The organism is Paraburkholderia pallida (genome assembly GCF_004524855.1).
In the GTDB taxonomy this organism is placed as follows: Bacteria; Pseudomonadota; Gammaproteobacteria; order Burkholderiales; family Burkholderiaceae; genus Paraburkholderia; species Paraburkholderia oxyphila.
Map to the genome: position 1 here is coordinate 1,016,737 of NZ_CP038151.1, position 24,514 is coordinate 1,041,250.

The window sequence follows — 24,514 nt, forward strand, 5'->3', positions numbered from 1 at the left end:
CTATGGCCTTTTGTGCCTGGGTACTTCGTTCTGACCCAGCCTAGCAGCAAGACGCCAGAAATTCCGCCTACGCCGATAATGACTGGCCAAAATTTGGCAATGACGATTGTGCTCATGGTAGCCGCGCTCCTTGAGAGAAAGACGACCGCTCCTGCACCGAATTCTGCGACTTCGGCGCATCTCGTAAAGCGCACGTCCATTCAAGGATCATCGTTTTCCGGGTACCGGACAGTGCCCTGCCGCACATCCGCGCCACGCTCCCTGGCCGATCTCGACCAGGACACTTCTGGTCTTGACGACTGAAAACGACCTTTACACGCCCAGCCAATACTCGTCTGACGAAAACGCCGTGGTCACGGGATGGGTTTCCAGCGTATAGAAGCGCAGATGCCGGCCGTCTGGGTCTTCCGCTGCCAGCAGCCAGCCGGTCACGCCAGTAAAGACCGGAGAATGCGGGATGCCATTCGCTTCCAGATAGTCGTGCCACGCAACCAGATCGTCGTGCGTCTCGACCGAAAACGTCACCGGGTCGAGCCCTGCCTCACGCGCCGCTTTAGCCGGCGACGCGCGCAGTTCGAGGTAAGTGCCGAGGCGATCGATCTCGAGGATATAGGCGAAGAGCTCGCCGTCCGGAAGCCTGTGATCGAGTTCGGGAATGCGCTTCGCGCCCAGCGCCACCGAATAGAAAGCGAGGCTCCGGTCCAGGTCCGACACATTGAACTTGAGATGATGAATTCCAGCGATAGACGGACGATTCATAGGTTTTTGCCTTTTACACAAGAACAGTTGGTTTCGAGGGAGCGCCCTTCTGTCGAACGCATCCGCAGCGCTTGCCGGAGCCGCGCATAAAGCCCAGGCGCTTCGGCCACGAGCGCGCCTTGCGCGCGCTCGGCATCGCGCATGGCCGGCCCGAGCGTGAGGAAAATCAGCGCGGCGACGACGAACAGTGCCGCCGACATCCCCAGCGCCGTGACATAGCCACCGGTGCGGTCATGGAGCACGCCGTATGCGATGCCCCCAGCCGCAATGCCCGTATAGAAGAACGCCGCGAGCCCGCCATACACCGCGCCGTAATGCCTGAGCCCAAAGAGGCGCGCACAGAAGAACGACAGGAAGTCGAGCTCGGCCCCGATGCTCAGTCCAATCAGTAGGACCGCGATCAACGCCGTGGCGACATGCGGGCCGCTGAACATCCAGAGCAGCATGCCGAGCGCGGCGAGGCAGAGCGCGGTCGCGGCGACTCGCTCCGGACGCAAAGCATCGAGCGCGCCCCCGATGACCAGCCGGCTCACCAGCACCGATGCGGCAAGCGCCGACAACAGGAAGGGTGCCGTTGCCGGCGCGAGCCCTTTCTCGATGGCGAGGGACTGGAATTGCGACACGAATCCGAGCGACGCCACGCTCAAGCCGAAGATCGCCGTGCCGAGCAGCCAGAACGCGCGCTTTGTGACAGCCGTCGCGAGCCGGTCGCCCGCGAGCGTATCGGGTGCGCTTGCGCCTTGCACCGGCCCGCGGCTCAGCGCAAGCGCCAGCAGCCCGCCAACGAGCACCGCCGCCGCAAAGAACCGGTAGCCGCCCCGCCATCCCCAGTGCGCCAATATGGCGGCGATCAAGGGAGGCAGGATCATCGCGGTCATACCGATGCCGAGCAGCGAAAACGCAAGTGCCGTGCCGCGCGACTTCCTGAAACGCGTCGAGATGGTTCGCGTATAGCTGACGGGTCCGGTTGCGCAGCCGAGCACATTGAGCACGATGAACGCCGCATAGAACGTCCACAACTGGCCGTTCATGGCCGAGAGCCACACGAAGCACGCCGACATGCAGATCGTCGAAAGCGCCGCCACGCGGCGCACGCCGAAGCGATCGAGCAACAAGCCCGCAAAAGGCAGCACCGCGGCAGTGACAGGTAGCGCGATCAGCGACACGGCTGCGGCCGCCTTCGACCAGCCGAACTCGTGCTCTAGCGCCCGAAAGAAAAAGCTCGAAACCGGGTTATAAGCGCCAATGCCGAGCCCCAAGCCGATGACGGCGCCGATCAAGTCGCGCCAGCCGCCACGCAGTTCGTCGAGGAACGCACTCATGATGCCTCCCGCCAGCGATAGGGGTCGTGGGTGGCGTTCATGTCTCGTCCTTGCCTGAAAGTGGCGATGCATCGTTCACGTCTGCCTCCAGTTGCAGAACGCCCGCGGCGATTTTCTTTGCACTCTTGAGCATCGCGGCCAGATGCTGGCGCGCGGCTTCTTCGGGCCTCAAAGCGCTGGCGATGAAAGTCATGTTGATGCAGCCGATGATTCGCTCATCAAGGACGATGGGCACCGCAATCGCGCCGGTTTCCGTGGGCTCTTCGCCGTATCGCAGGCCGTAGCCCTGCTCTCGCGTGCGCTGCAGCAATGCCTCGACCTCGGCGGGCCGCTCGATCATCTCGTTGCCAGGCTCGGGCAGGCGCGAGAGATTGGCGAGAATCTGCTCACGTTCGTTGTCCGCGCAGAAAGCCAGATACGCCCGGCCCGTCGCCCCCTGCAGCATCGGAAAGCGCAGGCCGACCACACCGCGATCGATCGTCAGCGGGCTCGATTGACGTGTCGTCTCGCGAATCCACATCGCGTTGTTCATGAACGTCCCGAGATCGACGGGCCAGAGCACCTTGCGCTGCAGCGCGCTCAGCACCGGCCTCGCGACCTGCGTCACCCAGTCTTCATCGGAGAAGCCCTGTGCGAGCGTACGCACGAGCATGGTCAGGCAGTAGCGCTGCTGGCGCAGATTCACGGAGACGTAGCCCGCCGAGCGCAGCGTTTCCAGAATCCGGTAGAGGGCCGGCCGCGAGATGCCGGTCGCCGCCGAGAGCTCGGCAACGGTCGCGCCGTTACGCACGTTCAGCGCTCTCAACACGGCGATGGTTCTGAGCGGCCCGCGCATCAGGCTCGCCTCGTCGTTGGCGTGGCTGGAGCGCTTCGACTTCGCGTCTGAGTTCATGGCTGTCGATCCGGTTGACGGCGCCGGACCATTTTCGCATGCGGCTTGCCCGCGGTTAAGCACGTACATGGCGCGGCTAACGGATCATCTCGCGGCCCGGATGCGCGCGCGGATATTGGCGAACGTACCGGATGCCGTGAGCGAGGAAACGATCGGACGCGGTCAGATTATCGCGGCGGAAGCTGAGCGTATCGAAGATCGGCGCATCTTCGTTCACGAGGCGCAGCGAGTAGTCGCGCGACTGCGCGAGCAGCGCCCTCAGTTCACCCTCACCGTCCGAAGCGCAATCGGCAGGCGTGGCGTTGACCAGGAACCCCTGCGTGGCGTTCGGTCCGACCGGGCACAGGCTATGCATCAGATAGAGCTTTCGCCCTTTCGTCTCGCTTGCGATGGTGACCGTGTTGACGCCCCACAGCTTGCGCATCTGGATCACGTCGCCGAACTCCGGCGTGCTAACGCGTGCCTCGTACGACAACGTGTTTTCGTGCTCGCGGACTTGCGAGAGGTCGACCTCGATCGGCATGCCGTGCACGACGCGGAAGTGCTGAAGGTCGAAACTGTTCAGGAACACGATCGAACTGTCGACGTGCATCGGCAGCGGATTGCGAAACGCGTCGATCATGAGCGCCGATTCGCTTGCGCCCTGCTCGAAGTGCGGCGCCGGATGAAGCGGTGTTTCGCCATTGAATGCCCAGACGATGCCGAGCGACTCCGCCGTCGGATAGCTGAACAGCCTGGCGTAGGGCGGCGGCGGGTCACCGGCCGGGACCTCGGTGCAGGCACCGGTCGAGTCGTAGCGCCAGAAGTGGAACGGGCATTGAATCCTGTCGTCGACAAGGCGCCCGACCGAAAGGTCCGCGCCGAGGTGCCGGCAATAGGCGCTCTTGACGTGGACCACACCGTCGGACGTGCGATAGACAATCACGCGGCCATCGAGAAACGGGGCGCCGATCAGAGCGCCCTTCGGCACCGCCGAAGATAGCGCGACCGGATACCAGCATTGATGAAACTCGTCCTCGCCGCGAAATTCGATCTTCGTGCCGCGGCGCCATGCGCCGGCCAGCGCGGCTGTCTTTTCGGCTTCGTTCAAAACGGTTTGCTCTGCCATCTCTGTCTCCACCACAGTCTTTGTCAATCCGCCCGCATGAAACCGGGCTTTGTTCGTCAGTGCCGCTCGCCGCTTGATGAATCAGGCGGGCAGCACCTCCTGGTAATCTTTCGGACGCCGGCGCGCCTCGGCAATTTCCACTTCCAGACAACCGACCTTGTCGATCTCCGCGCGAATGCGGTCGCCCGGCTTCAGGAACTGACCGATCGACGCGCCGGAGCCCGCGCAGGAGCCGGTAAACACGATGTCGCCTGGCTCGAGCGTGATGAAGCGGCTGATGGTGGCGACCTGCTCGTACACGGAATAGAGCATGTCGGCCGTGGTGCCGTTCTGCTTGATTTCGCCATTGACGTAGAGGCGCAGGCCCAACTGCTGAGGATCACCAACGAATGCCGCTGGCATCAGCACGGGCCCGACAGGTGCCATATCGTCCTGCGCCTTGGCGCGAACGAGATCGACGCCGGCCGCCGAGTCGCGGTCGAGCAGATCACGGCACGTCAAGTCGACGCCGACACAATAGCCCGCGATAGCGGCCTTTGCCGAGTCGAGATTTGCGTCGGTGAGCCTCGCCCCCATCACGACCGCCAGCTCAATCTCCCAATCGAATTGCGCGGTGCCTGGGGGAATCGCAATCTTCGCGCCGGGCCCGACGATCGAGGTGGTCGGCGGACGCAGGAACATCGGCATCTTCGGCCAGCGCTGCGCGGGCAGATTGAACTCGCGAAGATGGTCTTTGTAGACCGCGCCGACACAGACGAGCTTGTTCGGGAACCGGATCGGCGTGGCGAGCTCGGCATCGGCTTTCGATACATAGGCGGCGGACGACGCGCTCAACGTCTCGCATTGCCGCGCAGCCTCGATGATCCGCGGGTGGGCCGCGTCCCACCGGTTCACGACTGCGCGCAGACTCATGGCGAAACCGCTGGCTAGTCTGTCCAGCCGGAAGTAGCCGTGCGGCAGTGCGACGGCGGCGCGTTCGCCGTCGACGGTACAAAGATTGGCAAGTGCAAATTCCATAGCGACCGTTTTCCTTGAATTGACTGCTGCGTAGTGCTTGCGACCGCCGGAAAACCGGAGCGGTCTATCGGCCCACAGCGCATCCGGGTGATTTCACTTTACGAGGCGGCATGGCGCCCATCAACGCCCATTTCAGCTTTGTCCGGTGAGCGGACAGTTGCCGCTCGTATCTACTTGGCGCTTGAGACCGGCTTTGCGGCGTCTGGCTCGCCGGAGTCGGCGGGCTGTGCGTGTGAGCTGCCGCAGCACGGGACGGCGAGTATGCCGCCGACGATGTCGTGGGTGACGTTGATCTTCATGGATCTTTCCGGCTGTGCGGGAATGCAATGCGGCGCAGGCCGTGCTATGCGGGCCGCTCGAATCGCTTGGAGCGTGATTTAGAATTGGTTTGTAGGGCCTTGGCGCTGGCCTTGGCCTTAACTTGTTTTCGCGGCGGGCCGCAGGCGTTGCCCCTGTGCGGGGCGGCACCTACTTTTCTTTGCAGCCGCAAAGAAAAGTAGGCAAAAGAAAGCGGCTCAAACCGCCAGTGTGACGCAGTCCCCCACTGCCCTGTTTATCGGAGCGGCTCCGGGGCGTCTGTCGCCACTTGCTTCACGCCGGAGTGACTAAGGGCTCATCCATCCGGCGGCGCTCCGCGCGCCGTGGGGCATAACAAAAACCATTGGGATATACAGGTATTCGCAGAAATCCAACGTATTCAATTGGAAGCAATCTCGCATATCAGTAGGACTCCCGTATATTCGACCGGAACCATTCCTGCGCAATCGCCAAGTTGCCCGGCAAAACTTCGCGCATTCGCCTGGAGCACGCCCGGTTTTCCTTGCAGCCCCTTCCGCCCGCGCGTAGCGCGTGGCGGGAAGAATGAGCCCTTTGTCACTAACGCGGAGTGTGCGAGATGACGGATGCCCCGGAGCCGCTCCGATAATAAGGGCAGTGGTGGACCGCGTCACATTGGCGGTTTAAGCCGCTTTCTTTTGCCTACTTTTCTTTGCGGCTGCAAAGAAAAGTAGGTGCCGCCCCGCACAGGGGCAACGCCCGCGGCCCGCCGCGAATACAAGTTAAGGCCAACGCCGCAAGGCTCCACACCACCCCCGGGGAATCACAATTCCAAAACTCTCATCTAGAACAGCGTTCTGATACCTGCACGAGCCGCGGCCTCATGCCCATTCGACGATGCCGGAAGCGTCAGGAACGCCGCACGAGCACCGCCGTTAACGTTCTGAAACGACGCGCTAACATAAACATCCGTTCTCTTAGACAAGAAATAATCGAGAATGAAAGCAACATCATGCCAGGTCGACGGCGACATCCTCGTCAGCGAATAACCCGCACTAGCTACCAAAGTCGGCGTAATCTGAAACACCTCATTAATCTCATAGCTGCGCATCGTCGCCGAAGCACCCGGCGTCGAGATCCTGGTATCGGTAAAGAGCGCACGCGTCAAAAACGATCCCAGCGTCACGCTGCCGGCCACGTCGATGTTGCGCATGTTGCTTGCCACGAACGTACCGGACGGAAACGAAGGCCCCAGCGTAGTGCCAATCTGTGCGGCCGGCGCAAGCGTCATGTCGTGGACATTGTTATACGCAAACGCAAGCCCCACTATCGCGCCGGAATATTGCGCGCCAGCCGCGACCACGCGTCCGTTGCCGCCACCCGACGAATCGGCGCCGAATGCATAGAGCGCCCCCACGCTGACGCCGCCGAACGGCGACACCGAATACTTCACCGAGTTGTTGATCCGCAGCGAGCCACCAAGGTGATCGTAGTCGCCCGGATGGAACGCATAGGCGCCGATTCTCGAGCCGAGCGAGTACTGCGTCACGTAATCCCAGACGAAGTCGTACTGCCGGCCAAACGTGAGCGAACCCCACTTCGCGTTGCTCAATCCCGCGAACGCCTGCCGTCCGAACATCAGCCCGCTTTGCGAATCGGCGCCCGTATTCAGCGAAAAACCATTCTCGAGCGTGAAAATCGCCTTGGTGCCGCCGCCCAGATCTTCCTTGCCCTGAAATCCGAAACGGCTTGGCTGGATGATGCCGTCGTTGGCAATTACCTCGCTCTTGCCGCCAGCATTCGACACATAGCTAATCCCTGTGTCTATCAATCCGTACAAGGTAACCGTACTTTGTGCGTGCGCAAGGCACGGCATCGCCAGCGCAACCGCAATTGCGAGCTGCTTTTTCATTGAAAGTCTCCGTGAATTTTTTTATGTCCGGCGTCATGTCACATGCGCCCGGTGTGTGATCGCCCCGATGCCGCCGATATTGCGGCCAGTGGCGTCGAGGCCCTGGCACAAAGATCGGAACGAACTCGAACGCGTGGTCTTCAGCGACCTTGAGGACCGCTTGGCGTTGTCTGTGGGCGTGAATCCACTCTACGAGCAGGCGAAAACCTCCTCAAGGCGAATTCCAGATTCGTCCGGTAGCCGGACAAGACAGGCACGTCATTGCGACGTCGATCCGAGGCACCCTGCGCAAATCCAGGCGGCTCGGTTGAGCCGCAACCGGTATCGAAGCACCGTTGCTGCGCCCTGCCAGCGACGTTTTCAGGTCCAGAAAGGCGCTATCTATAGATGAATCGATTGATTCGTTAAGCTTATTAATTCACACGGTAATTTTCACGGAAATGATCCTGCCCGACGCATCGCATGCCTATTGCCGAATCTGATCGATACGCGACAGAAAGGTCGCGAGGATCGGCGAGCGGTTGTTCCGGTTATAACCGACCACCAGTTCGATCGTCGGCGCTTCGCCCTTGAGCGGCCGGCTCGTCACCGACCAGGGCAGGAGTTTCTCCGCATAGGCGGGCAGCAATGCAACGCCCCTCGTCGAAGCGATCAGCGACATCGCCATCGTCAGGTTGTGGACGCGGTGCGCAGGCTCGATCGCAACATCGTTAGCCGTCAGATAGTTTTCGATCGCGCGGCGCATGGGCCCGGCCACGTCCGAGCCGCCGATGAACCGCTCGTTCGCCAGTTCGTGCACGTCGATCTCGTCGAAGGCCGCCAGGCGATGGTCGCTCGGCATCAGCACGACGAAACGCTCGCGCGCGACCGTCACGTACTCGAGGTCGGGACGGTTGGCTTCGGCACGCATGAACGCGACATCCAGCCGGCCGGTGGACAGGCCCTCCGCGAGATCGGGGGAATGCTCGCTCGAAACCGTCATCTCGAGCGTCTGCAGATCGCTCGCGAGCACGCGCGTCGCTTCAGCAAGCCAGGTCACTTCCTGGCCGCTCAGGAAGCCGACCGCAAACGTCGGCTTCAACGGCCGCGCTGCCCGCCGCGCGGCCTCGCACGCCGCGTCCACCTGCGCCAGCGCCAGGCGCGCGTGGTCGAGAAATGCCTTGCCGGCATCGGTCAGCTCGATGCCACGCGCGCTGCGCACGAACAGTTGCGCACCCACTTCGTACTCGAGGTCGCGGATCTGCCGGCTCAGGGACGGCTGGGACGTGTACAGCCGGCGCTCCGCCGCGACGGTCAAGCTGCCCTCTTCCGCCACAGCCACGAAATAACGCAGGTGACGCAGTTCCATGCGCGCAGTCCCTCACCAGTAGCCATGCCTCTCAGGTATGGCTACCAGCTTACAAAGTCTTTTTCTCCCGGGCAAGCGGCAACTATCGTTCGGTTCCATCAGGCGAACGAAACCGTCTTTCACCTCATCGCTCACCTCAACGTCAGCCATCTGCTGGAAGGACCCGATCATGAAGACCCTCACCGGAAAGACCGCGCTCGTGACGGGCGCTTCCCGTGGCATCGGACGAGCCGCTGCGCTGGCGCTCGCGCAGGCCGGGGCTCAGGTCATCGTTCACTATGGCCGCGGCGCACGTGAAGCCGAGGGCGTCGTCGCCGAAATCGCTGCGTCGGGCAGCCGTGCCCATGCCATTCAGGCAGACCTCGCGGAACCGGACGGGCCGCACAGGCTCGCGCGGCTGGTCCGGGCCATCGTCGGCGAACGGCTCGACATCCTCGTTGCCAACGCGGGCATCGCGAAGGCCGCCACGCTCGAGGAAACCGGCGTCGCGGACTTCGACGAACTGTTCGCCGTCAACGTTCGCGCGCCGTATTTTCTCGTTCAGCAACTGCTGCCGATCATGTGCAAGGGCAGCAGCGTCACGCTGCTTTCGTCGCTCGCGGCCCGCGCGGCCGTTGGCGAGCTGTCGGCCTACGCGGCCACTAAGGGCGCCGTGGATACGCTCGTGCGCCACTTCGCAGCCGACCTGGGGCCGCGCGGCATCCGCGTGAACGCGGTCGCCCCCGGCGTCGTGCAAACCGACATGTCGAGATTCACGCGCACCGAGGCAGGCCGCGCCATGACGCTCGGGCTGCAAGCCATCAAACGGCTTGCGGAACCCGAGGACATTGCCGCGGCGATCGTCTTCCTGGCGTCCGACCAGGCCAGATGGACGACGGGTACGACGCTCCGTGTGGATGGCGGCTCGCAGCTGTAGACGCGCCGACCGCGACCTTGCCGTATCGGCAACCCCAAATTCCTCACCAACCAGGAGAAGCAACATGAATCACGCACCCGTCGTCCTCGTCACCGGCGCACTGTCCGGTATTGGCCGCGCCACGGCCCTGGCCTTCGCACGCGACAAGGCGCGCGTCGTGCTTGCCGGCCGCAAGGTGGAAGTCGGCGAGAAGCTCGCGGAGGAACTGCGCGCAACCGGTATCGAAGCCGAATTCATCCAGGCGGACGTTCGTTACGAAGAGCAGGTCGAAGCGCTCATCGAGCGCACCCTCGCGCGCTTCGGTCAACTCGACATCGCCGTCAACGCGGCCGGCGTAGAGGGCGAATCAGGCCCGCTCACGGAGCAAACGCCCGAGCGCTATGCCGCCGTCTTCGATGCCAACGTGCTCGGCACCCTGCTCGCGATGAAGCACGAACTGCGCGTGATGACGGCGCAGCAACGCGGCAGCATCGTCAACGTGTCGTCGACGATGGGTCTGCGCGGTGCGGCCGGCATGTCCCTGTATTCGGCCAGCAAGCATGCTGTCGAGGGCCTTACAAAGTCCGCGGCGCTGGAAGCGGCCGCGTCCGGGGTGCGAGTCAATGCCGTCGCGCCCGGCCCCATCGACACGGAGATGCTCACGCGGCTGACCGGCAGCAGCGAGCGCAAGGCCGCCATGCTCTCGGGCGTCCCGCTCAAACGCGCCGGAACCCCCGAGGAAATCGCCGAGGCCATCGTCTTCGTCGGATCGGGCAAGGCCAGCTACATGACCGGTGAAATCCTGCGCGTCAACGGCGGCAGGACCGCCTGAACACGCGGGATGCATCTCCCATATCCGCGAGGCATGGCCGCTTGCCTACAAAGTCTTTTTCCTGTTGCCGGCGAGCGCCTACATTACCCATCAACAGGCAGCGCCGCGCGAAATCTTCAGGCGCGTAAATGAAGTGAAAGAACAGCGCCCCATGCATCTCAGACATACCGGAAAGCGAATCCTCAACTCCCATCTGCAAGGACGACGATCATGACCCGCCATAGCCACCACACCGCGCCGACGCAGTACGTCGAGGCAAACGGCATCCGCTTCGCCTTTCGCCGCTTCGGCAATCCCACGGGCGTTCCGCTCGTCATGAACATCCACTTCACGGGCACGATGGATCACTGGGATCCCGCCGTGACCGATGGCCTCGCCGCAGGACGTGAGGTCATCCTGTTCAATAACGCCGGTATTTCGAGCAGTTCGGGCAGCGTGCCCGAGTCGATCGAGGAAATGGCCGCCAATGCGGCTGCATTCATCCGTGCACTCGGCCTCGAGCAGGTCGATGTGCTGGGCTTCTCGATGGGAGGCCTGATTGCCCAGACGCTCGCCATTGCACAGCCCGCGCTGGTTCGCCGCTTGATCCTCGTCGGCACCGGCCCGCGCAGCGGAGAAGCCATGGACTCGCTGACGCCCGAAGCCGAGGAAATTTTCGGCGCAACCTATGCCGAACCGGACCATCTCTGGCTGCGCGTGCATTTCTCGCCCTCCGAAGCCAGCCAGGCGGCCGGGCATGCGTTTCTCGAACGCTTTCGCCGTCGCACGGAAGGCCGCGACCCGGCCGCCAACGAAACCGTGGCGCCGGCCCAGCTCGCCGCACTCGCCAAATGGGGCAAGCCGCAAGACAACCCGTACGCTTACCTGCAGGCGCTCGGCCAGCCGACCCTGGTGGTGAACGGCGACAACGACGTGATCATCTACACGGTCAACTCGCTGATCCTGCGCCAGCACATTCCGAATGCGCAGCTCGTCATCTATCCGGATGCGAATCACGGCTCGCTCTATCAATACCCCGAGCGCTTCGTGGCAGACGTTTCCCGTTTCCTTTCCTGAGCCGTAAGCCGCTACACCCACACTTTTGACGTGCAACTCAAGGAGCATTAATCGTGAGTACTAATCTTAATGGCAAGACCGCACTCGTCACCGGCGCTTCGCGCGGCATCGGCCGCGCCACCGCCCTCGCCCTGGCCGCAGCAGGCGCGCGCGTGCTCGTGCATTTCAGCAGCGCCGAACCGGCTGCGGACGCCGTAGTCGAGGCGATCCGAGCGTCGGGCGGTTCGGCCGAGAAGGTCGCGGCAGACCTGAGCACGGCGAGCGGCCCGCACGAACTGGCGCGCCAGGTACGCGCGCTGGTCGGCGAACGCCTGGACATACTCGTTGCGAATGCAGGCATCTCGAAGGCCTCGCCCATTGCGGAAACGACCGTCGACGACTTCGACCGCCTGTTCGCCGTCAACGTGCGCGCCCCGTACTTCCTGGTCCAGCAACTGCTGCCTGTGCTGGGCGAAGGCAGCAGCGTGGTTCTGCTGTCCTCGCTTGCCGCCCGCAGCCCGGTTGGCAATCTGTCGGCCTACGCCGCGAGCAAGGGCGCGGTCGACACCCTGGTCAAGCACTTCGCCGCATCGCTGGGCGAGCGCGGCATCCGCGTGAACGCCGTCGCGCCGGGCGTGGTGGAGACCGACATGTCGAACTTCGCCAAGACGGATGCCGGCCGGGACTACACGCTCGGCATGCAGGCCCTCAAGCGCGTGGCGCAGCCCGACGACATCGCAGGCGCGGCCCTGTTCCTCGCATCCGATGCGGCGCGCTGGGTGACGGGCGACACGCTGCGTGTCGATGGCGGCTCGAAGCTCTGATACCCGGGAGACGGCCATGAACCATGCAGCCTGTCCGAACGTTCCCGCGCTGCGCGGCGGGAGCACCGGTCGACACACGCGTGTCGCGCTCGGGCGCCGGGCCAGCTTCTGGGTCTCGGCCGGCGTGGTCGCGCATACCCTCTGGACCAGCGCGGCGCCGGCGATGACCTACCGGCTCTACGCCAGCGAATGGCACCTCACGCCGACGACCACGGCCGAAATCTTCGCTATCTACCCGGTCGTGGTCGTCAGCGTGCTGATCCTGTTCGGCGGCCTGTCCGACCAGATTGGCCGGCGGGCGACAATGCTGCTGGGTCTGGGCGCCTCTTTCCTCGGCGCGCTGACCCTTGCGCTGGCGCACGCTGTCCCATGGCTTTTCGTGGCGAGGGCATTCATGGGCGTAGGCGTGGGGCTGAGCGCCGGGCCGTCCACAGCGGCGATGGTCGAATTCAATGAAGACAATGCGCCCCGGCGAGCCTCCGTGATTGCCACGGCCGCCCAGGCCGCCGGCTTCGCAGCGGCGCTCATCATTGGCGGCGCGCTGACGCAATACGCCCCTTGGCCCTTGCATCTGGTTTTCTGGCTGCTGGCCCTTCTGATCGCAGCCTTGTTCATCGTCACGTGGTTCCTTCCCCAGCCTGCCGGGAGCCGCGCAGCAGGCGGCTGGACGCCCCGCCTGCCATCTCTGCCCCGGAGCGAGCGCAAAGCCTTCATGGTTGCCGCGCTTGCCATGACGACCGCCTATACCCACGGCGTCATGATCCTGTCGCTCGGCGGGCAAATCGCGCACGACCTCGTCCAATCCCCGAACACGCTCGTCAACGGCTCGATTCTCGCGGTCTTCGCCATCACGTCCGGCGTCGTGAGCTTGTTCACCCAGTCTCTGTCGACGCGGACGGCAATGATGGCGGGCGCCGCGGCGTCCGGCGCGGGCACGGCGTTGCTCGCGGCCGCTTCCGCCTTTCACGCTATGACGCTCTTCCTGTCTGCGACCGCCATGACGGGTGCCGGCTACAGCCTGCTGTTTCTGAGCGCCCTGGAAGTCATCAACGGCGCAACTTCCGCTGAACGACGAGGCGGCACCCTGTCGGCGCTGTATCTCCTCGGTTATCTGGCCGTCGGCCTGCTCGCACCGATCCTGGGCCGCGTTGCCACGGTGCACGGACTGGGCATGGCCGTGGATCTGGGCGCAGGCGTCATCGTCGCGATGAGCGCCGCCACGCTAGCTCTCGCGCATGCCAAAAGACCTCAACGCAAGCTCGATGAAATAGGCCCTAAAGCAAAACGTAAATGCAAATAGCAGTCATTCGCATCTTTATTGACGGACGAAGATCGAGCCGGTACGATGCGCCGCAGATCGACGGGGCGATCCCATGCTAATCACACGCGGTTCGGGTGATGAGTGAGCCATGCACGGAACGCACGCCGAAGTCTCGACATGGCCTGACGAACCTGGACTAAAAGATGCGCGCGAACCGGATGCCGCCAGCGGCAATGCAATGCCGTCCTCACACGGGCGAGGCGCTCTCCATGGCCGCGTCCGATGCTCGCTCGGGCAGGCTCGGCTTCAACCGGCTACAGCGCCGCCCCGCCCGCGACCGCTACGACGGCCTTGCGCGATTCTTTCATTGGACCTTTGCCGCCTGCATCGTCTATGCGAGCGTGGCGGGTTATACGCTCACGCGCCTTGCCAATGGCCCCGTGCATCATTTTCTGTCCCAACTGAACATGTCTATCGGAACGGTGCTCATCGTCCTGTTTCCGTTTCGAGCGGGCTGGAAGCTGGTTCGGGCCGAACCTCGTGCGATGCACGGCGTATCGGCGCGGCAGCAATTGCTCGCGCATGGTGTACACGGCGTGCTCTACCTCACGATGTTTGCCGTGCTCGCAAGCGGCTTCTTGATGGTCCCGAACGGCTATACGTTCCTTGGCCTCTTTGAGATTCACACGCCGTTCCAGAAAGGCCCGCTAACCGACGCATTATTCGCGGTGCACCGCGCAAGTTGCGCGCTGCTGGCAGGACTGGTCGTGCTGCATGTGCTCGCGGTCGTCAAGCACCAGTGGATTGCGCGTAATGATGTGTTGCGCAGGATGCTTTAAGGAGTGAGCGCCTTCCCCACGAAGGCGCTCACGTCAACGTGCCGCTACTTGCCCTAGGCTCTCGGGCTTGCGAGCATCGCCGCTATCGCCTTGACAAACGCCTCATACAACCGGGCCGTCTCGGGGCAGCGCGCCATCGCCCGCATGCAGCCGTGCAGCAATCCACGGCCGAGATGAAACTGCGCAGGCACGCCCGCCGCGCGCAAGCGCTCGACATACTGTTGTCCGTCGTCACACAAAGGATCGAACTCGGCTACCGCCACGAACGCCGGCGGTAAGCCGCCCAACGACGGCGCCGCCAGCGGTGCGAGACGCGGGTCCTTGTGGCTGGCCGAATCGGGCGCGTAGACGCGCAGGAAATACTCCACATCGGCAGTGCTTAGCAACGGTGCGTCGGCATTGTCACGGAAGGACGGAAGACTATGATCCGTGCCCAGCCCCGGGTAAATCAGCGCTTGCCCAAGCGGCGCCACACCGCCCATCCGCGCGATCTCCAGGCACAACGCCGCTGCCAGATTGCCGCCCGCGCTGTCGCCTGCGACCACCACGCGGGACGTATCGATTCCCCAGGCTTCACGCTGCATCTGCAGATGCCGCCACGCTGCCAGGCAGTCGTCGAATGCAGCCGGAAACACATGCTCGGGCGCCATGCGGTAGTCCACCACGACGACCACTGCGGACAAATCGCGCGCCAGCGGCGCCGTGATGAACTCGTGCGAATCCAGACCGCCCACGACCCAGCCGCCGCCGTGCAGATACAACACGCACGGCCAGCCCTGCGCGGGCGCTTCGCCCGACGGACGATAGATGCGCACCGGAATATGCCGCTCCGACCCGACGATGGCCTGATCTTCAATCACGAGGCGTGCGTCGCGCTCAGGCGTGAAGTGTCGGCACAGCGCGTCGTAAGCATCCCGCATGGCCTTCACGCTGTCGTCAGCGGCAACGAAGCGGCCGCTCGTCTCCACGAACTCGCGCATCGCGTCGCTGAGTGGGTAGTGCTTTTGCATGATGTCCTCGCTCAGCCGACCCGTTGCCTGTCGGTCGCCACCATGTCCGGCGACGCGTTGCGCTCTTCGATCAGATGCCCCGGCACATGGCCGTAGTCCTCGCGCAGCCACTTGAGCAGGCCGTACGCCTTGAGCAGCAGCACGACAAGGAACGGAATGGCCGTCACGATCACCGCCGTCTTCATGGTATTGAGCGGCGCTTTGGAGAAGATCATCGCCAGCGGCACCAGCGTGAGCATGATGCACCAGAACAGGCGGTCGGCGGGCGCAGGGTCTTCGCCTTCGGCCAGATCGCGGGTGCAGGTGGCCGACACCGCATAGCCCACGGCGTCCATGTGCGCCGCGAGGAAGATCGCCATCACGAACAGGAAGAACGTCATCACAATGCGGCCGGCCGGCAGCTGGTCGAGCAGCATGCTGATCGCCAGTTCGCCGCCCTGGTGGCTCAACACGCCCGGCACGTTGACAACGCTGTTCATGAAATTGTGCAGGCTGTAGTTCTCGAGCACGCCGAATACGAACCACACGCCCACGCAGCCGCCCAGCAGCATCGCGAGGATGACTTCCCGAATGGTGCGCCCGCGCGAGACGCGGGTCACGAACAGCGCCACGCCCGGCGCATAGGAGATCCACCAGAGCCAGTAAAACACCGTCCACTCGCGGGTGAATTTGCCGTCGCCCATGGGATCGGTGAACAGGCTCATGTCGACGAAGTTGGTCAACATCAGCCCGAGGCTCGAGAGCGTATTGCTGGTGATGAACTGGGTCGGGCCGGCAAGATAGATGTAGATCGTCAACGCCACCACGCCCCAGCACACCATATGGCTGAGCCGCTTCATGCCGCCGTCCATGCCCACCCACGAACTGATCGTGAACAGCACCGACACCGCGAGGATGATGATCACCTGCGTCGTAAACGTGTCCGGAAGGCCGGTCAGCGTGGCCAGCAGCCTCGAGAAAGTCGTGGCGGTGAGCACCAGTGAAATAGTCAGGGCTCCGAACATGCACAGCATGAACAGCAAGTCGATCAAGCGGCCGACCGGACCGCTCGCGCGGCAGCCCGTAATTGCCTCGATCACGGAGGCGAGGCCCAGCCCCTTGTTCTTGCGAACGTGGAAGTGATAGCACATGGCCACGGCGCCAACCGCGTAGATCGCCCAGGCGCTCAGTCCGGAATGGAAGAACGAATAGGCGACGCTGAATTTGAGCGCCTGCTGCGACTCGGGCGGCAGGTTCAATCCCGGCGTCTGATAGTAGTACGCCCAGTCGAGAAAGCCCCAGTACAGCGACGAGGACCCCAGACCGGAGAGGATGAACATGAAAATCCACGAGAGCGTCGAGTATTCCGGCGCACCCTCGCCCAGCCGGATCTTGCCGTACTTGCTGAGGGCCAGCCCGATCACGAAGATCGACGAACAAAATGCAAATAGCAGAACCGGCGATGCAAAGATCGTGGTGCACCAGTACAGGACCTGCTCCGCGCCGGCGATCGATTGCTTGGGAAAGGCCGCCAGCCCTCCCACCGACAAGAAGATGATCGACAGGCTGATCAGGGTGAGCGGCATATCGCGCCGGCTGGATCGGGTATTGCCCAAGGTGTCTCCTTTATTCGAGGCTTCCGCGTGTCGCGCCGCCTTGTAGGTGTCCGCAGAAATTCGGAGGCTAGTATCCCGCAAGACATTTCGGCTATAGACAGGCGATCCGTAAATCCTTGCAACACGAATCGTGAAGAATGCGCAACGCATGGCGGCCGAGCGCCAGCGGGCATCTCCGCCCGAGCCCATGGGCTTGACGCTCACTCGAACCGCACCTGAAGTCGTGCTAGCGTAGGGCCTGTTCACGCCCACCCGAGCTGCCCGCACGCCCCCCATGCCTGAAGCCGCCCCGCCGCCCCTGACCGACGCCCCGGGTCTCTCCCGCGCGCTCGCCCGCCACTACCCGCGCGGCCTGCACATCGAGCCGCACTCGCATGCCTGGGCCCAGGTCCTCTATGCCGTTTCGGGCGTGATGTGGGTCGAAACGGGCCGCGAAGCGCTCGTCGTGCCGCCGCAGCGCGCGGTCTGGCTGCCGCCGGGCACGCCGCACGCGATCCATATGATGAGCGCCGTCGAGATGCGCAATCTCTACCTCCACGAGCGCGACATCGGCCACCTGAGCAAGCAGTGCGAGGTGTTCCAGATCGATGGCCTGCTGCGCGAGCTGATCAAGACCATCGCCGAAAGCGAGCACGAACGCGATGAGGCCTGGCTCGCCGCCGCCTCGCAGCTCGCGGCGATGGAGCTCGCTCACGCGAGGCGCTCGTCGCTGCGGATTCCGCTGCCGGATGCCACCGGCACAGCGGGTGTATCAGCCGCAGCGGGCGTATCGGGCACAAGCGGCACTGCTGGTGCCGCCGACCGGCGCCTCGCCATGCTGTGCCGTGCGGTGATCGACAATCCGTCGAACGAGATCGCCTTCGAGCAGCACGCCGCGCAGGTGGGCGCGAGCGTGCGCACGCTCGCGCGCCTCTTCACACGCGAGCTGGGCGTGGGCTTTGCGCAATGGCGGCGCCAGGTGCAGCTCGCGATTGCGGTGTCGCGGCTCGCCGAAGGCCAGTCCGTGAGCGCCGTGGCGCGCGAGCTCGGCTATCTGCCCAGCAGCTTCAGCGACATGTTCCGGCGCGAGCTGGGCGTGCCGCCCAGCGAATACGGCCCCGAGGAAACGCTCGGGCACGCAGATGGCCATGGCGGCGCCGACACCGCCCCGGCGCACTAGCCACGCCAACGTCCTTATTTCGTGGTGTACCCGCCGTTGATCAGGATGGTCTGCCCCGTGATCCACCAGCCGTCGCTCACGAGATGGCGGATGAACGGCACGACATCCTCGATGTCGGTCAGCCCCGTCTTCGAGCACTTCGAGAGCGCCGCGGCCGTCTTGTGATACGCCACCGCGTCCTCGCCTTCGGCGGGATAGAAGAACGGCGTATCCATCGGGCCGGGCCCGACCGCCGTCACCGAAATTCCGCGTTCGCCGAATTCCTTTGCGGCCGCACGCGTGAAGTGCTCGACGGGCGCCTTGGTGCCCGCATAGGCCGCGTAGAACGGCGTAAACGCGCCGAGCAGCGAAGTCACGAGCGTGACGATCTTGCCGTTGTCGTTGACGTGCCGGCCCGCTTCGCGCAGAAAGAAGAACGCGGTTTTGGAATTCACGGCGGCCATTTCGTCATACTCGGCTTCGGTGATCTCCGTGAACGGCTTCTTCAACACCTTGCCCACCGTGTTGATCGCGATGTCCGGACGCCCGACCGCCGCAACGGCATCCGTGAACAGCTTCTCGACCGCGGCCGCGCTCGTGAGGTCCGCCTGGAGCGTGAGCGCCTCGGCGCCGGCCTGCTTGACCGCGGCGGCCGTTTCCTCGGCAGCGGCTTTCGTGCTGGCGCTGTTGTAATGAATCACGACCGCCTTCGCACCCTGTGCGGCCAGGTCCCTCGCGACGAGGCCGCCGAGATTCTTGGCGCCGCCGGCAATCAGCACGGTCTTGCCCTTGATGTCATGGTTCGCCATCTCTACTCTCCGAACGGGTCGGCTGCCCGGTGCAGCCACCTCTGCGGCACATGATAAAGTTCGACTTATCGTCTATAAAGGCCCTATTTCTGACCAGATCGGTCAGAAAACTCGACCAATTTCCACCCCATCGCGGCGCCGCTTCCGCCCCATCGAACGCGCGCCGGCCGGCTGGCAACCATGGACCGCATCGACCTTTTTCGTGTGTTCACCCGCGTCGTCGAATGCGCGAACTTCACGCGTGCCGCACAGACGCTCGGCATGCCCCGCTCTTCCGTCTCGGCGGCTATTCAGGAGCTGGAGAACCGGGTAGGCACGCGCTTGTTGAACCGAACGACGCGCAAAGTCACGACGACCCAGGACGGCGCGGCCCTCTATGACCGGTGTCTGCGGCTGATTGCCGACATGGAGGAAACCGAAAACCTGTTCCGCGAAGCAAGCTTCACACCCGGCGGCACATTGCGGGTCGACATGCCCGACCGCATAGGACGCCTGATCGTTGCGCCCGCGCTACCCGACTTCCTCGATGCCTGGCCGCAAATCGACGTCGAGCTCGGCACCACCGATCGCGCGGTCGATCTGGTCGAGGCACGCATCGATTGCGCGCTGCGCGTCGGCAAGCTCAGCGACTCCGGCCTGATTGCGCGCCCGATTGGCGAGCTCACGCTCATCAACGTCGCGAGCCCAGCGTGGCTCGCACGGCACGGCGTCCCGCACCGTCCCGACGACCTCGCGAGCCACGCGCCTATAGGCTATGCGTCACCCTCGAGCGGGCGGCTCGCGCCGTGGGAATGGGTCGATGGCGAGACGATCAGGACGCTCGACACCAACGGCCGCGTCACGGTCAACAACGCCGAGACCTACATCGCCTGTTGCCTCGCGGGACTCGGGCTCATCCAGATCCCGGCCTATGACGTCGAGGAGCATATTCGGGCGGGCGAGCTCGTCGAAGTGCTGCCGCAATATCGCGCCGCGCCGATGCCGGTTACGCTGCTCTACCCGCACCGCCAGCATCTGTCCCGCCGCTTCCAGGTATTCGCGGACTGGCTCGTGAATCTCGTGAAACGCGAGTGCTGCACGCACGGCAAGGGCGATTGAGCCACGCATATGCACATGCCGATATCGCGGCTGTCGTGCGCCCGCTACGCAATAAGTCAATCGGGGTCATACCCGCGGCAGCTAATTTCGTAAAAGAGCGGGATTTTTCGTCCTGCAGTGTCTATTTTGTTAGTCTTCGTCCGTCGTTCGAATGGCGCCACGCGGCTCGCCCGCGAATTTCGACAGGAGATCCCTCATGACGATTCAAAAGATCACGCCTTTTCTCTGGTATTCCACGCAAGCCGAAGAGGCCGCGGCTTTCTACACGAAAATCTTTCCGGATTCGCGCATCATCCGGGTCACCCCGGTGCCCAGCGCCGGAGCCACCAAAGTCGTCGACTTCGTGCTGTTTGGGCAGCCGTTCTTTGCCATGAGCTCCGGGCAGCCCGAAGCGTTCAACCTCTCGATCTCCCTCATGGTCAATTGCGCCGATCAGGCCGAGCTCGACCGTTACTGGAATGCGCTGCTCGAAGGCGGCGGCGCGCCGCTCGAATGCGGCTGGCTCAAAGACCGCTTCGGTATCGCATGGCAGATCGTTCCCGACGATCTGATGCGCATGATGGCCGACTCCGACCCGGTCAAGGCCGCTCGCGTGGCCAACGCCATGATGTCGATGGTGAAGTTCGATGTGGCCGCATTGAGAGCGGCTTATGCGGGCACGGCGGGCTAAATACGCCGCCGATCGATGCGAGCACACCCGTTTCCCCGGGTGGCTCGTCGATCGGGTCACAGCCAATCGGCTTGACTCCCGACTCCAATAATAACTATTAAGGGACGCTATAAAGCGTCCTCCACGGCCGCCGTTTACCCCGGAGTAAGGCATCGTTTGTCGGCGGAATCCCCGAAGGAATGCGCCGATATTTAAGCCGGCAGTCCGCTTAAAGCTACCCATAAAAACTATCCGAGAGCTGCAAGCGGTGATTTCCTCCGAGGGACCCATGAAATTCTCGAATTTGCCTATTGCAGTCAAGCTATACAGCGCGTTTGGCCTGGTCGTCAGCGTCCTGGTGATACTGGGTGTGGTTTTCTATTCGTTCTTTACATCCGTGACCGAAGCGAACAAGTGGAATATTCACACCTGGCAGGTCATCGATGAAACACGCGGATTAACTGAAAGCCTCGTCAATATGGAAACCGGTCTGCGCGGATACGCGATAGTCGGCGACACAACCATGCTGGAGCCCTATGAAAAGGGCACCGATGCCTTCAGGCAGCACCTCGCCCAGGCGCGCTCGCTCACCAGCGACAACGCAAAGCAGCAGGAGCGGCTGAACCGACTGGAGGCACAGGAGGCCAGTTGGGCATCGAGCTTCGCCGCGGACCTGCTTTCGAGGAGAAAAGCCGTCAATGCAAACCAGCTCACGCTCGACGCCTTGATCGGCGGCTTCAAGCAGGACTCGGGCAAAGCCCAAATGGACGCCATGCGCGCGACGATCCAGGAGATTGCGGGCAATGAGGCGTCGCTCCTCACGGTTCGCGCGGCGGAGGTCGAGTCGCTGCAAACGCGGACCCAGGCCGCGCTCGTGATCGGCACGCTCATGGCGGCGGTGATCAGCGCCCTGCTGGCCGGCTGGATTGCACGCCTTATCGCACGGCCGATACGCGAGGCCGTGCACCTCGCCCAGAACATCGCCAAGGGCGACCTGACCTCCACCATCACGGCCACGAGCAAGGACGAATCGGGCGCCTTGTTACAGGCGCTGTCCTTCATGCAGGCCCGCCTTGTCGAGGTGGTATCGGGCATCAAATCGTCGGCAGACTCCATCATGACGGCGGCCAACGAGGTCGCGACCGGCAACGCGGACCTGTCTTCGCGCACGGAGGAGCAAGCGGCATCGCTCGAAGAGACGGCATCGAGCATGGAGGAGCTGACCTCGACCGTCCGGCAAAACGCCGACAATGCGCGCCAGGCCAGCCAGTTGGCCTCGAGCGCGTCGGCGGTGACGGTCAAGGGCAACGAGGTCGTGAACCGCGTCGTGGCGACCATGGGCAACATCAGCCGGAGCTCGGACAAGATCGGCGAGATCACGGGCATCATCGAAGGCATTGCTTTCCAGACCAACATCCTGGCGTTGAATGCCTCGGTGGAAGCCGCTCGCGCGGGCGAGCAGGGACGCGGTTTCGCCGTCGTTGCGGGCGAAGTGCGCAGCCTCGCGCAGCGGGCCTCGACCGCCGCCAAGGAAATCCGCGATCTCATTCATGCTTCGGTCGAGGAGATCCGGGGCGGCACGGCCGAAGCCGGCGAGGCGGGCAAGACCATGTCCGACGTTGCGCAAGCGATCAACCGTGTCACGGAGATCATTGCCGAGATCGCGGCGGCGTCCCATGAGCAGACGCGCGGCATCGAGCAGGTCAGTCAGGCGGTCATGCAGATGGATCAGGTCACCCAGCAAAACTCGGCGCTGGTCGAAGAGGCGGCCGCCGCGGCACAGTCGCTCGACCATCAGGGCGCGGAGCTTGGGCGCATTGTGGCCGTTTTCCGCCTGGCAACAGGCACGCTTGCCGCGCGTCCTGTCCAGACTCGCTCGAGCGCTTCCACCGCTGCCCCCGCCTGGCGCGCGCTCGAATCGATGAGCGCCTGAACCCACAAAACGCCAACCCACGGGCCGTCGCAATGACGGTCCGTCGATTCGATCTGGCAGCACGACACCGCGCGCCCGGTTCGACGATCCCCTCACTCCCCCGCTCGATGGACGCCCGACATTGCGGCAACGCAGGGATTGGCGTCGATCGAAAGCAATTTGCAAGGATTGCCAGGTAGCGTGCGCACTGCATGTTGCCGGCGCTTTCCATCGCTTACCGCTATCCCGCACGACCCAGCCATATGTAACGTCGAATGACGAAAGCCGGCCCATGTAACGCGGCAAAATCTTTCAATTACCTGACGTTTCGAAATTAGCGCGCGAGTTGGTTAGACTGCAAGTTTCCGGCATTCGCGGTCCGGCCCTCGAAGCCCGAACGCGTTCAGCAACGGCTGCAAACAACAACCACGAGTATGCGTATGCGTATGCGAACCGACGACAACCGGCACGGCGCCCTGGCGGCCCAGCCGAAGTGTTCCGCACCTGGCCCCCGCACCCGCGCGAGCACGCGCGCTGCATGGATCGTCGGCACCTCTGGGAGACTGGCATGAAACAACCCCCACGTTCACTGCGTTCGCTGCCCCCCAAGGGTGCGGCCAGTCTCCTTGGGGCGGCCCGCCGGAGACTGTCATGAGCGACACGCCAAACCACCCTGCTGCCCCGCAAGCCCCCACACCGCCCAGGGCACCCGACGCCCCGCCGCAGCGCAAGCGGCGCGGGCGCTGGATCCTCGCGCTGATCGTGCTGGCGCTGATCGCACTCGTGGTCATGCATGTGCTGCGCGGCAAGAAGCCCGTGCGCGCCGCCGCCCCGCAGGTCGTGACCGTTGCGCCCGCCACGCTCGGCGCGATGCCAGTGACGCTCGACGCGCTCGGCACGGTCACGCCGGTCGCCACCGTCACGGTGCTGCCGCAACTGAGCGGCTATCTCACCGAAGTCGGCTACCGCGAAGGCCAGGACGTCGTGAAAGGCCAGTTCCTCGCGCAGATCGATCCGCGCCAGTACGAGATCAGCAAGGAGCAGGCCGAAGCGCAACTGGCCAAGGACCGCGCCTCGCTCGCGCAGGCGCGCGCCGACCTCGAACGCTACACGCAGCTGCACGAAAAGCAGTCGATCGCCGAGCAAACTTATACCGATCAGAAGTTCCTCGTCGCCCAGGACGAGGCGGCCGTGAAGTCCGACATTGCCAACATCAAGCAATTCGAGCTCGATCTCATCTACTGCCGTATCACCGCGCCCGTGTCCGGGCGCGTGGGCCTGCGCCTCGTCGATCCGGGCAACTACGTGACAGCGTCGAGCTCCACCGGCATCGCCGTCATCACTCAGATGAAGCCCACCACGGTGCAGTTCACGGTGCCGCAGAATTCGCTCTCGGACGTGCTGCAGCGTGTCAACGCGGGCGCGCAGCTGCCGATCACGGTCTACAGCAGCGACAACACCAGGCAGCTCGCCACCGGCATGCTCTACGCGATCAGCAACCAGATGGCCACGGCCACCGGCACGGTCACGCTGCGCGCGAGCGTGCCCAACGACGACGAGGCGCTGTTCCCCAACGAGTTCGTGAACGTGAAGCTGCTCGTGGACACGATGGACAACGCCGTGCTCGTGCCCACGCCCGCCGTGCAGACCGGCGCGCCCGGCGACTATGTGTATCTCGTCAACGCCAACAACACGGTGTCCGTCCACAAGGTCACGCTGGGCCCGAGCGACGGCCAGCACACGGTGATCGTCGAGGGCCTCGCGGCGGGTCAGCGCGTGGTGACCGACGGGCTCGACCGCCTCAACGACGGCGCGAAGATCCAGCCCTCCTCGGGCAACCCTCGCGCAGCCGGCGCGGCCAGTGGCGCCCATGGCGCGAGCGCGGCACGCATGGGCAACGCCTCGCACGCCCACGCAAAACCGCTGCCGCCGGCCTCCGGGGCGAGCGCCGCCTCTCAATCCACCGGCGCGCAGGCGTCCTGA

Annotated in this window: 22 protein-coding genes; 11 read left to right on the forward strand and 11 right to left on the reverse strand. The window is 63.9% G+C overall.

What is annotated here, in order from left to right; genetic code table 11:
- Positions 1–312: 312 nt before the first annotated feature.
- The 8 genes from E1956_RS39315 to E1956_RS39345 all read right to left on the reverse strand — a co-directional run bounded on the left by E1956_RS39315 (position 313) and on the right by E1956_RS39345 (position 8,634).
- Positions 313–759, reverse strand: a complete 447-nt coding sequence (locus tag E1956_RS39315) for a VOC family protein (RefSeq protein ID WP_134758707.1) — start codon at positions 757–759, stop codon at positions 313–315.
- Positions 756–2,081, reverse strand: a complete 1,326-nt coding sequence (locus E1956_RS39320) for an MFS transporter (RefSeq protein ID WP_167760267.1) — start codon at positions 2,079–2,081, stop codon at positions 756–758. Before E1956_RS39320 ends, E1956_RS39315 begins: the two co-directional genes overlap by 4 nt.
- 37 nt (positions 2,082–2,118) lie before the next feature.
- Positions 2,119–2,973 (reverse strand): IclR family transcriptional regulator domain-containing protein, encoded by an 855-nt coding sequence (locus tag E1956_RS39325; RefSeq protein ID WP_167760268.1) that lies wholly within the window; start codon positions 2,971–2,973, stop codon positions 2,119–2,121.
- A 76-nt stretch (positions 2,974–3,049) separates the two neighbouring features.
- Complete coding sequence (locus E1956_RS39330; RefSeq protein ID WP_134758710.1) at positions 3,050–4,081, reverse strand: Rieske (2Fe-2S) protein; 1,032 nt, start codon at positions 4,079–4,081, stop codon at positions 3,050–3,052.
- Positions 4,082–4,162: 81 nt separating this feature from the next.
- Positions 4,163–5,098: a fumarylacetoacetate hydrolase family protein gene (locus E1956_RS39335; RefSeq protein WP_134758711.1), complete on the reverse strand. Its 936-nt coding sequence runs from the start codon at positions 5,096–5,098 to the stop codon at positions 4,163–4,165.
- A gap of 170 nt (positions 5,099–5,268) precedes the next feature.
- The gene (locus E1956_RS47450; RefSeq protein ID WP_256377815.1) at positions 5,269–5,397 is read right to left on the reverse strand and encodes a hypothetical protein; all 129 of its coding nucleotides are present in this window, start codon (positions 5,395–5,397) and stop codon (positions 5,269–5,271) included.
- Between the two features lie 821 nt (positions 5,398–6,218).
- Positions 6,219–7,286 (reverse strand): porin, encoded by a 1,068-nt coding sequence (locus E1956_RS39340; RefSeq protein ID WP_134758712.1) that lies wholly within the window; start codon positions 7,284–7,286, stop codon positions 6,219–6,221.
- A gap of 466 nt (positions 7,287–7,752) precedes the next feature.
- Complete coding sequence (locus E1956_RS39345) at positions 7,753–8,634, reverse strand: LysR family transcriptional regulator (RefSeq protein ID WP_134758713.1); 882 nt, start codon at positions 8,632–8,634, stop codon at positions 7,753–7,755.
- 169 nt (positions 8,635–8,803) lie between these two features.
- Here E1956_RS39345 and E1956_RS39350 point away from each other — a divergent pair, with 169 nt between their 5' ends.
- The 6 genes from E1956_RS39350 to E1956_RS39375 all read left to right on the forward strand — a co-directional run bounded on the left by E1956_RS39350 (position 8,804) and on the right by E1956_RS39375 (position 14,320).
- Positions 8,804–9,550, forward strand: a complete 747-nt coding sequence (locus tag E1956_RS39350; protein WP_134758714.1) for an SDR family NAD(P)-dependent oxidoreductase — start codon at positions 8,804–8,806, stop codon at positions 9,548–9,550.
- A 64-nt stretch (positions 9,551–9,614) separates the two neighbouring features.
- The gene (locus tag E1956_RS39355) at positions 9,615–10,361 is read left to right on the forward strand and encodes an SDR family NAD(P)-dependent oxidoreductase (RefSeq protein ID WP_134758715.1); all 747 of its coding nucleotides are present in this window, start codon (positions 9,615–9,617) and stop codon (positions 10,359–10,361) included.
- A gap of 210 nt (positions 10,362–10,571) precedes the next feature.
- Positions 10,572–11,417, forward strand: coding sequence for an alpha/beta fold hydrolase (locus E1956_RS39360; protein WP_134758716.1), 846 nt, complete (start codon positions 10,572–10,574; stop codon positions 11,415–11,417).
- A 53-nt stretch (positions 11,418–11,470) separates the two neighbouring features.
- Positions 11,471–12,220, forward strand: coding sequence for an SDR family NAD(P)-dependent oxidoreductase (locus tag E1956_RS39365; protein WP_134758717.1), 750 nt, complete (start codon positions 11,471–11,473; stop codon positions 12,218–12,220).
- Positions 12,221–12,236: 16 nt separating this feature from the next.
- The gene (locus E1956_RS39370; protein WP_167760269.1) at positions 12,237–13,520 is read left to right on the forward strand and encodes an MFS transporter; all 1,284 of its coding nucleotides are present in this window, start codon (positions 12,237–12,239) and stop codon (positions 13,518–13,520) included.
- Between the two features lie 230 nt (positions 13,521–13,750).
- Positions 13,751–14,320, forward strand: a complete 570-nt coding sequence (locus E1956_RS39375; protein WP_167760270.1) for a cytochrome b — start codon at positions 13,751–13,753, stop codon at positions 14,318–14,320.
- A gap of 53 nt (positions 14,321–14,373) precedes the next feature.
- Here E1956_RS39375 and E1956_RS39380 read toward each other — a convergent pair whose 3' ends face one another.
- Together E1956_RS39380 and E1956_RS39385 are read right to left on the reverse strand one after the other, a co-directional pair.
- A complete protein-coding gene (locus E1956_RS39380) occupies positions 14,374–15,330 on the reverse strand; it encodes an alpha/beta hydrolase (protein WP_134758720.1) in 957 nt (318 codons plus the stop codon).
- An 11-nt stretch (positions 15,331–15,341) separates the two neighbouring features.
- A complete protein-coding gene (locus E1956_RS39385; RefSeq protein WP_269467647.1) occupies positions 15,342–17,129 on the reverse strand; it encodes a BCCT family transporter in 1,788 nt (595 codons plus the stop codon).
- A 70-nt stretch (positions 17,130–17,199) separates the two neighbouring features.
- Here E1956_RS39385 and E1956_RS39390 point away from each other — a divergent pair, with 70 nt between their 5' ends.
- Positions 17,200–18,084: an AraC family transcriptional regulator gene (locus E1956_RS39390; protein ID WP_134758721.1), complete on the forward strand. Its 885-nt coding sequence runs from the start codon at positions 17,200–17,202 to the stop codon at positions 18,082–18,084.
- Between the two features lie 14 nt (positions 18,085–18,098).
- Here E1956_RS39390 and E1956_RS39395 read toward each other — a convergent pair whose 3' ends face one another.
- A complete protein-coding gene (locus E1956_RS39395) occupies positions 18,099–18,872 on the reverse strand; it encodes an SDR family oxidoreductase (protein WP_134758722.1) in 774 nt (257 codons plus the stop codon).
- 180 nt (positions 18,873–19,052) lie between these two features.
- On the opposite strand from E1956_RS39395, the gene E1956_RS39400 reads away from it, so the two are divergent.
- The 4 genes from E1956_RS39400 to E1956_RS39415 all read left to right on the forward strand — a co-directional run bounded on the left by E1956_RS39400 (position 19,053) and on the right by E1956_RS39415 (position 24,514).
- Positions 19,053–19,970, forward strand: a complete 918-nt coding sequence (locus tag E1956_RS39400; RefSeq protein ID WP_134758723.1) for a LysR family transcriptional regulator — start codon at positions 19,053–19,055, stop codon at positions 19,968–19,970.
- A gap of 196 nt (positions 19,971–20,166) precedes the next feature.
- A complete protein-coding gene (locus E1956_RS39405) occupies positions 20,167–20,640 on the forward strand; it encodes a VOC family protein (protein WP_134758724.1) in 474 nt (157 codons plus the stop codon).
- Positions 20,641–20,908: 268 nt separating this feature from the next.
- Complete coding sequence (locus E1956_RS39410) at positions 20,909–22,552, forward strand: methyl-accepting chemotaxis protein (RefSeq protein ID WP_134758725.1); 1,644 nt, start codon at positions 20,909–20,911, stop codon at positions 22,550–22,552.
- Positions 22,553–23,182: 630 nt separating this feature from the next.
- Positions 23,183–24,514, forward strand: a complete 1,332-nt coding sequence (locus E1956_RS39415; protein ID WP_134758726.1) for an efflux RND transporter periplasmic adaptor subunit — start codon at positions 23,183–23,185, stop codon at positions 24,512–24,514.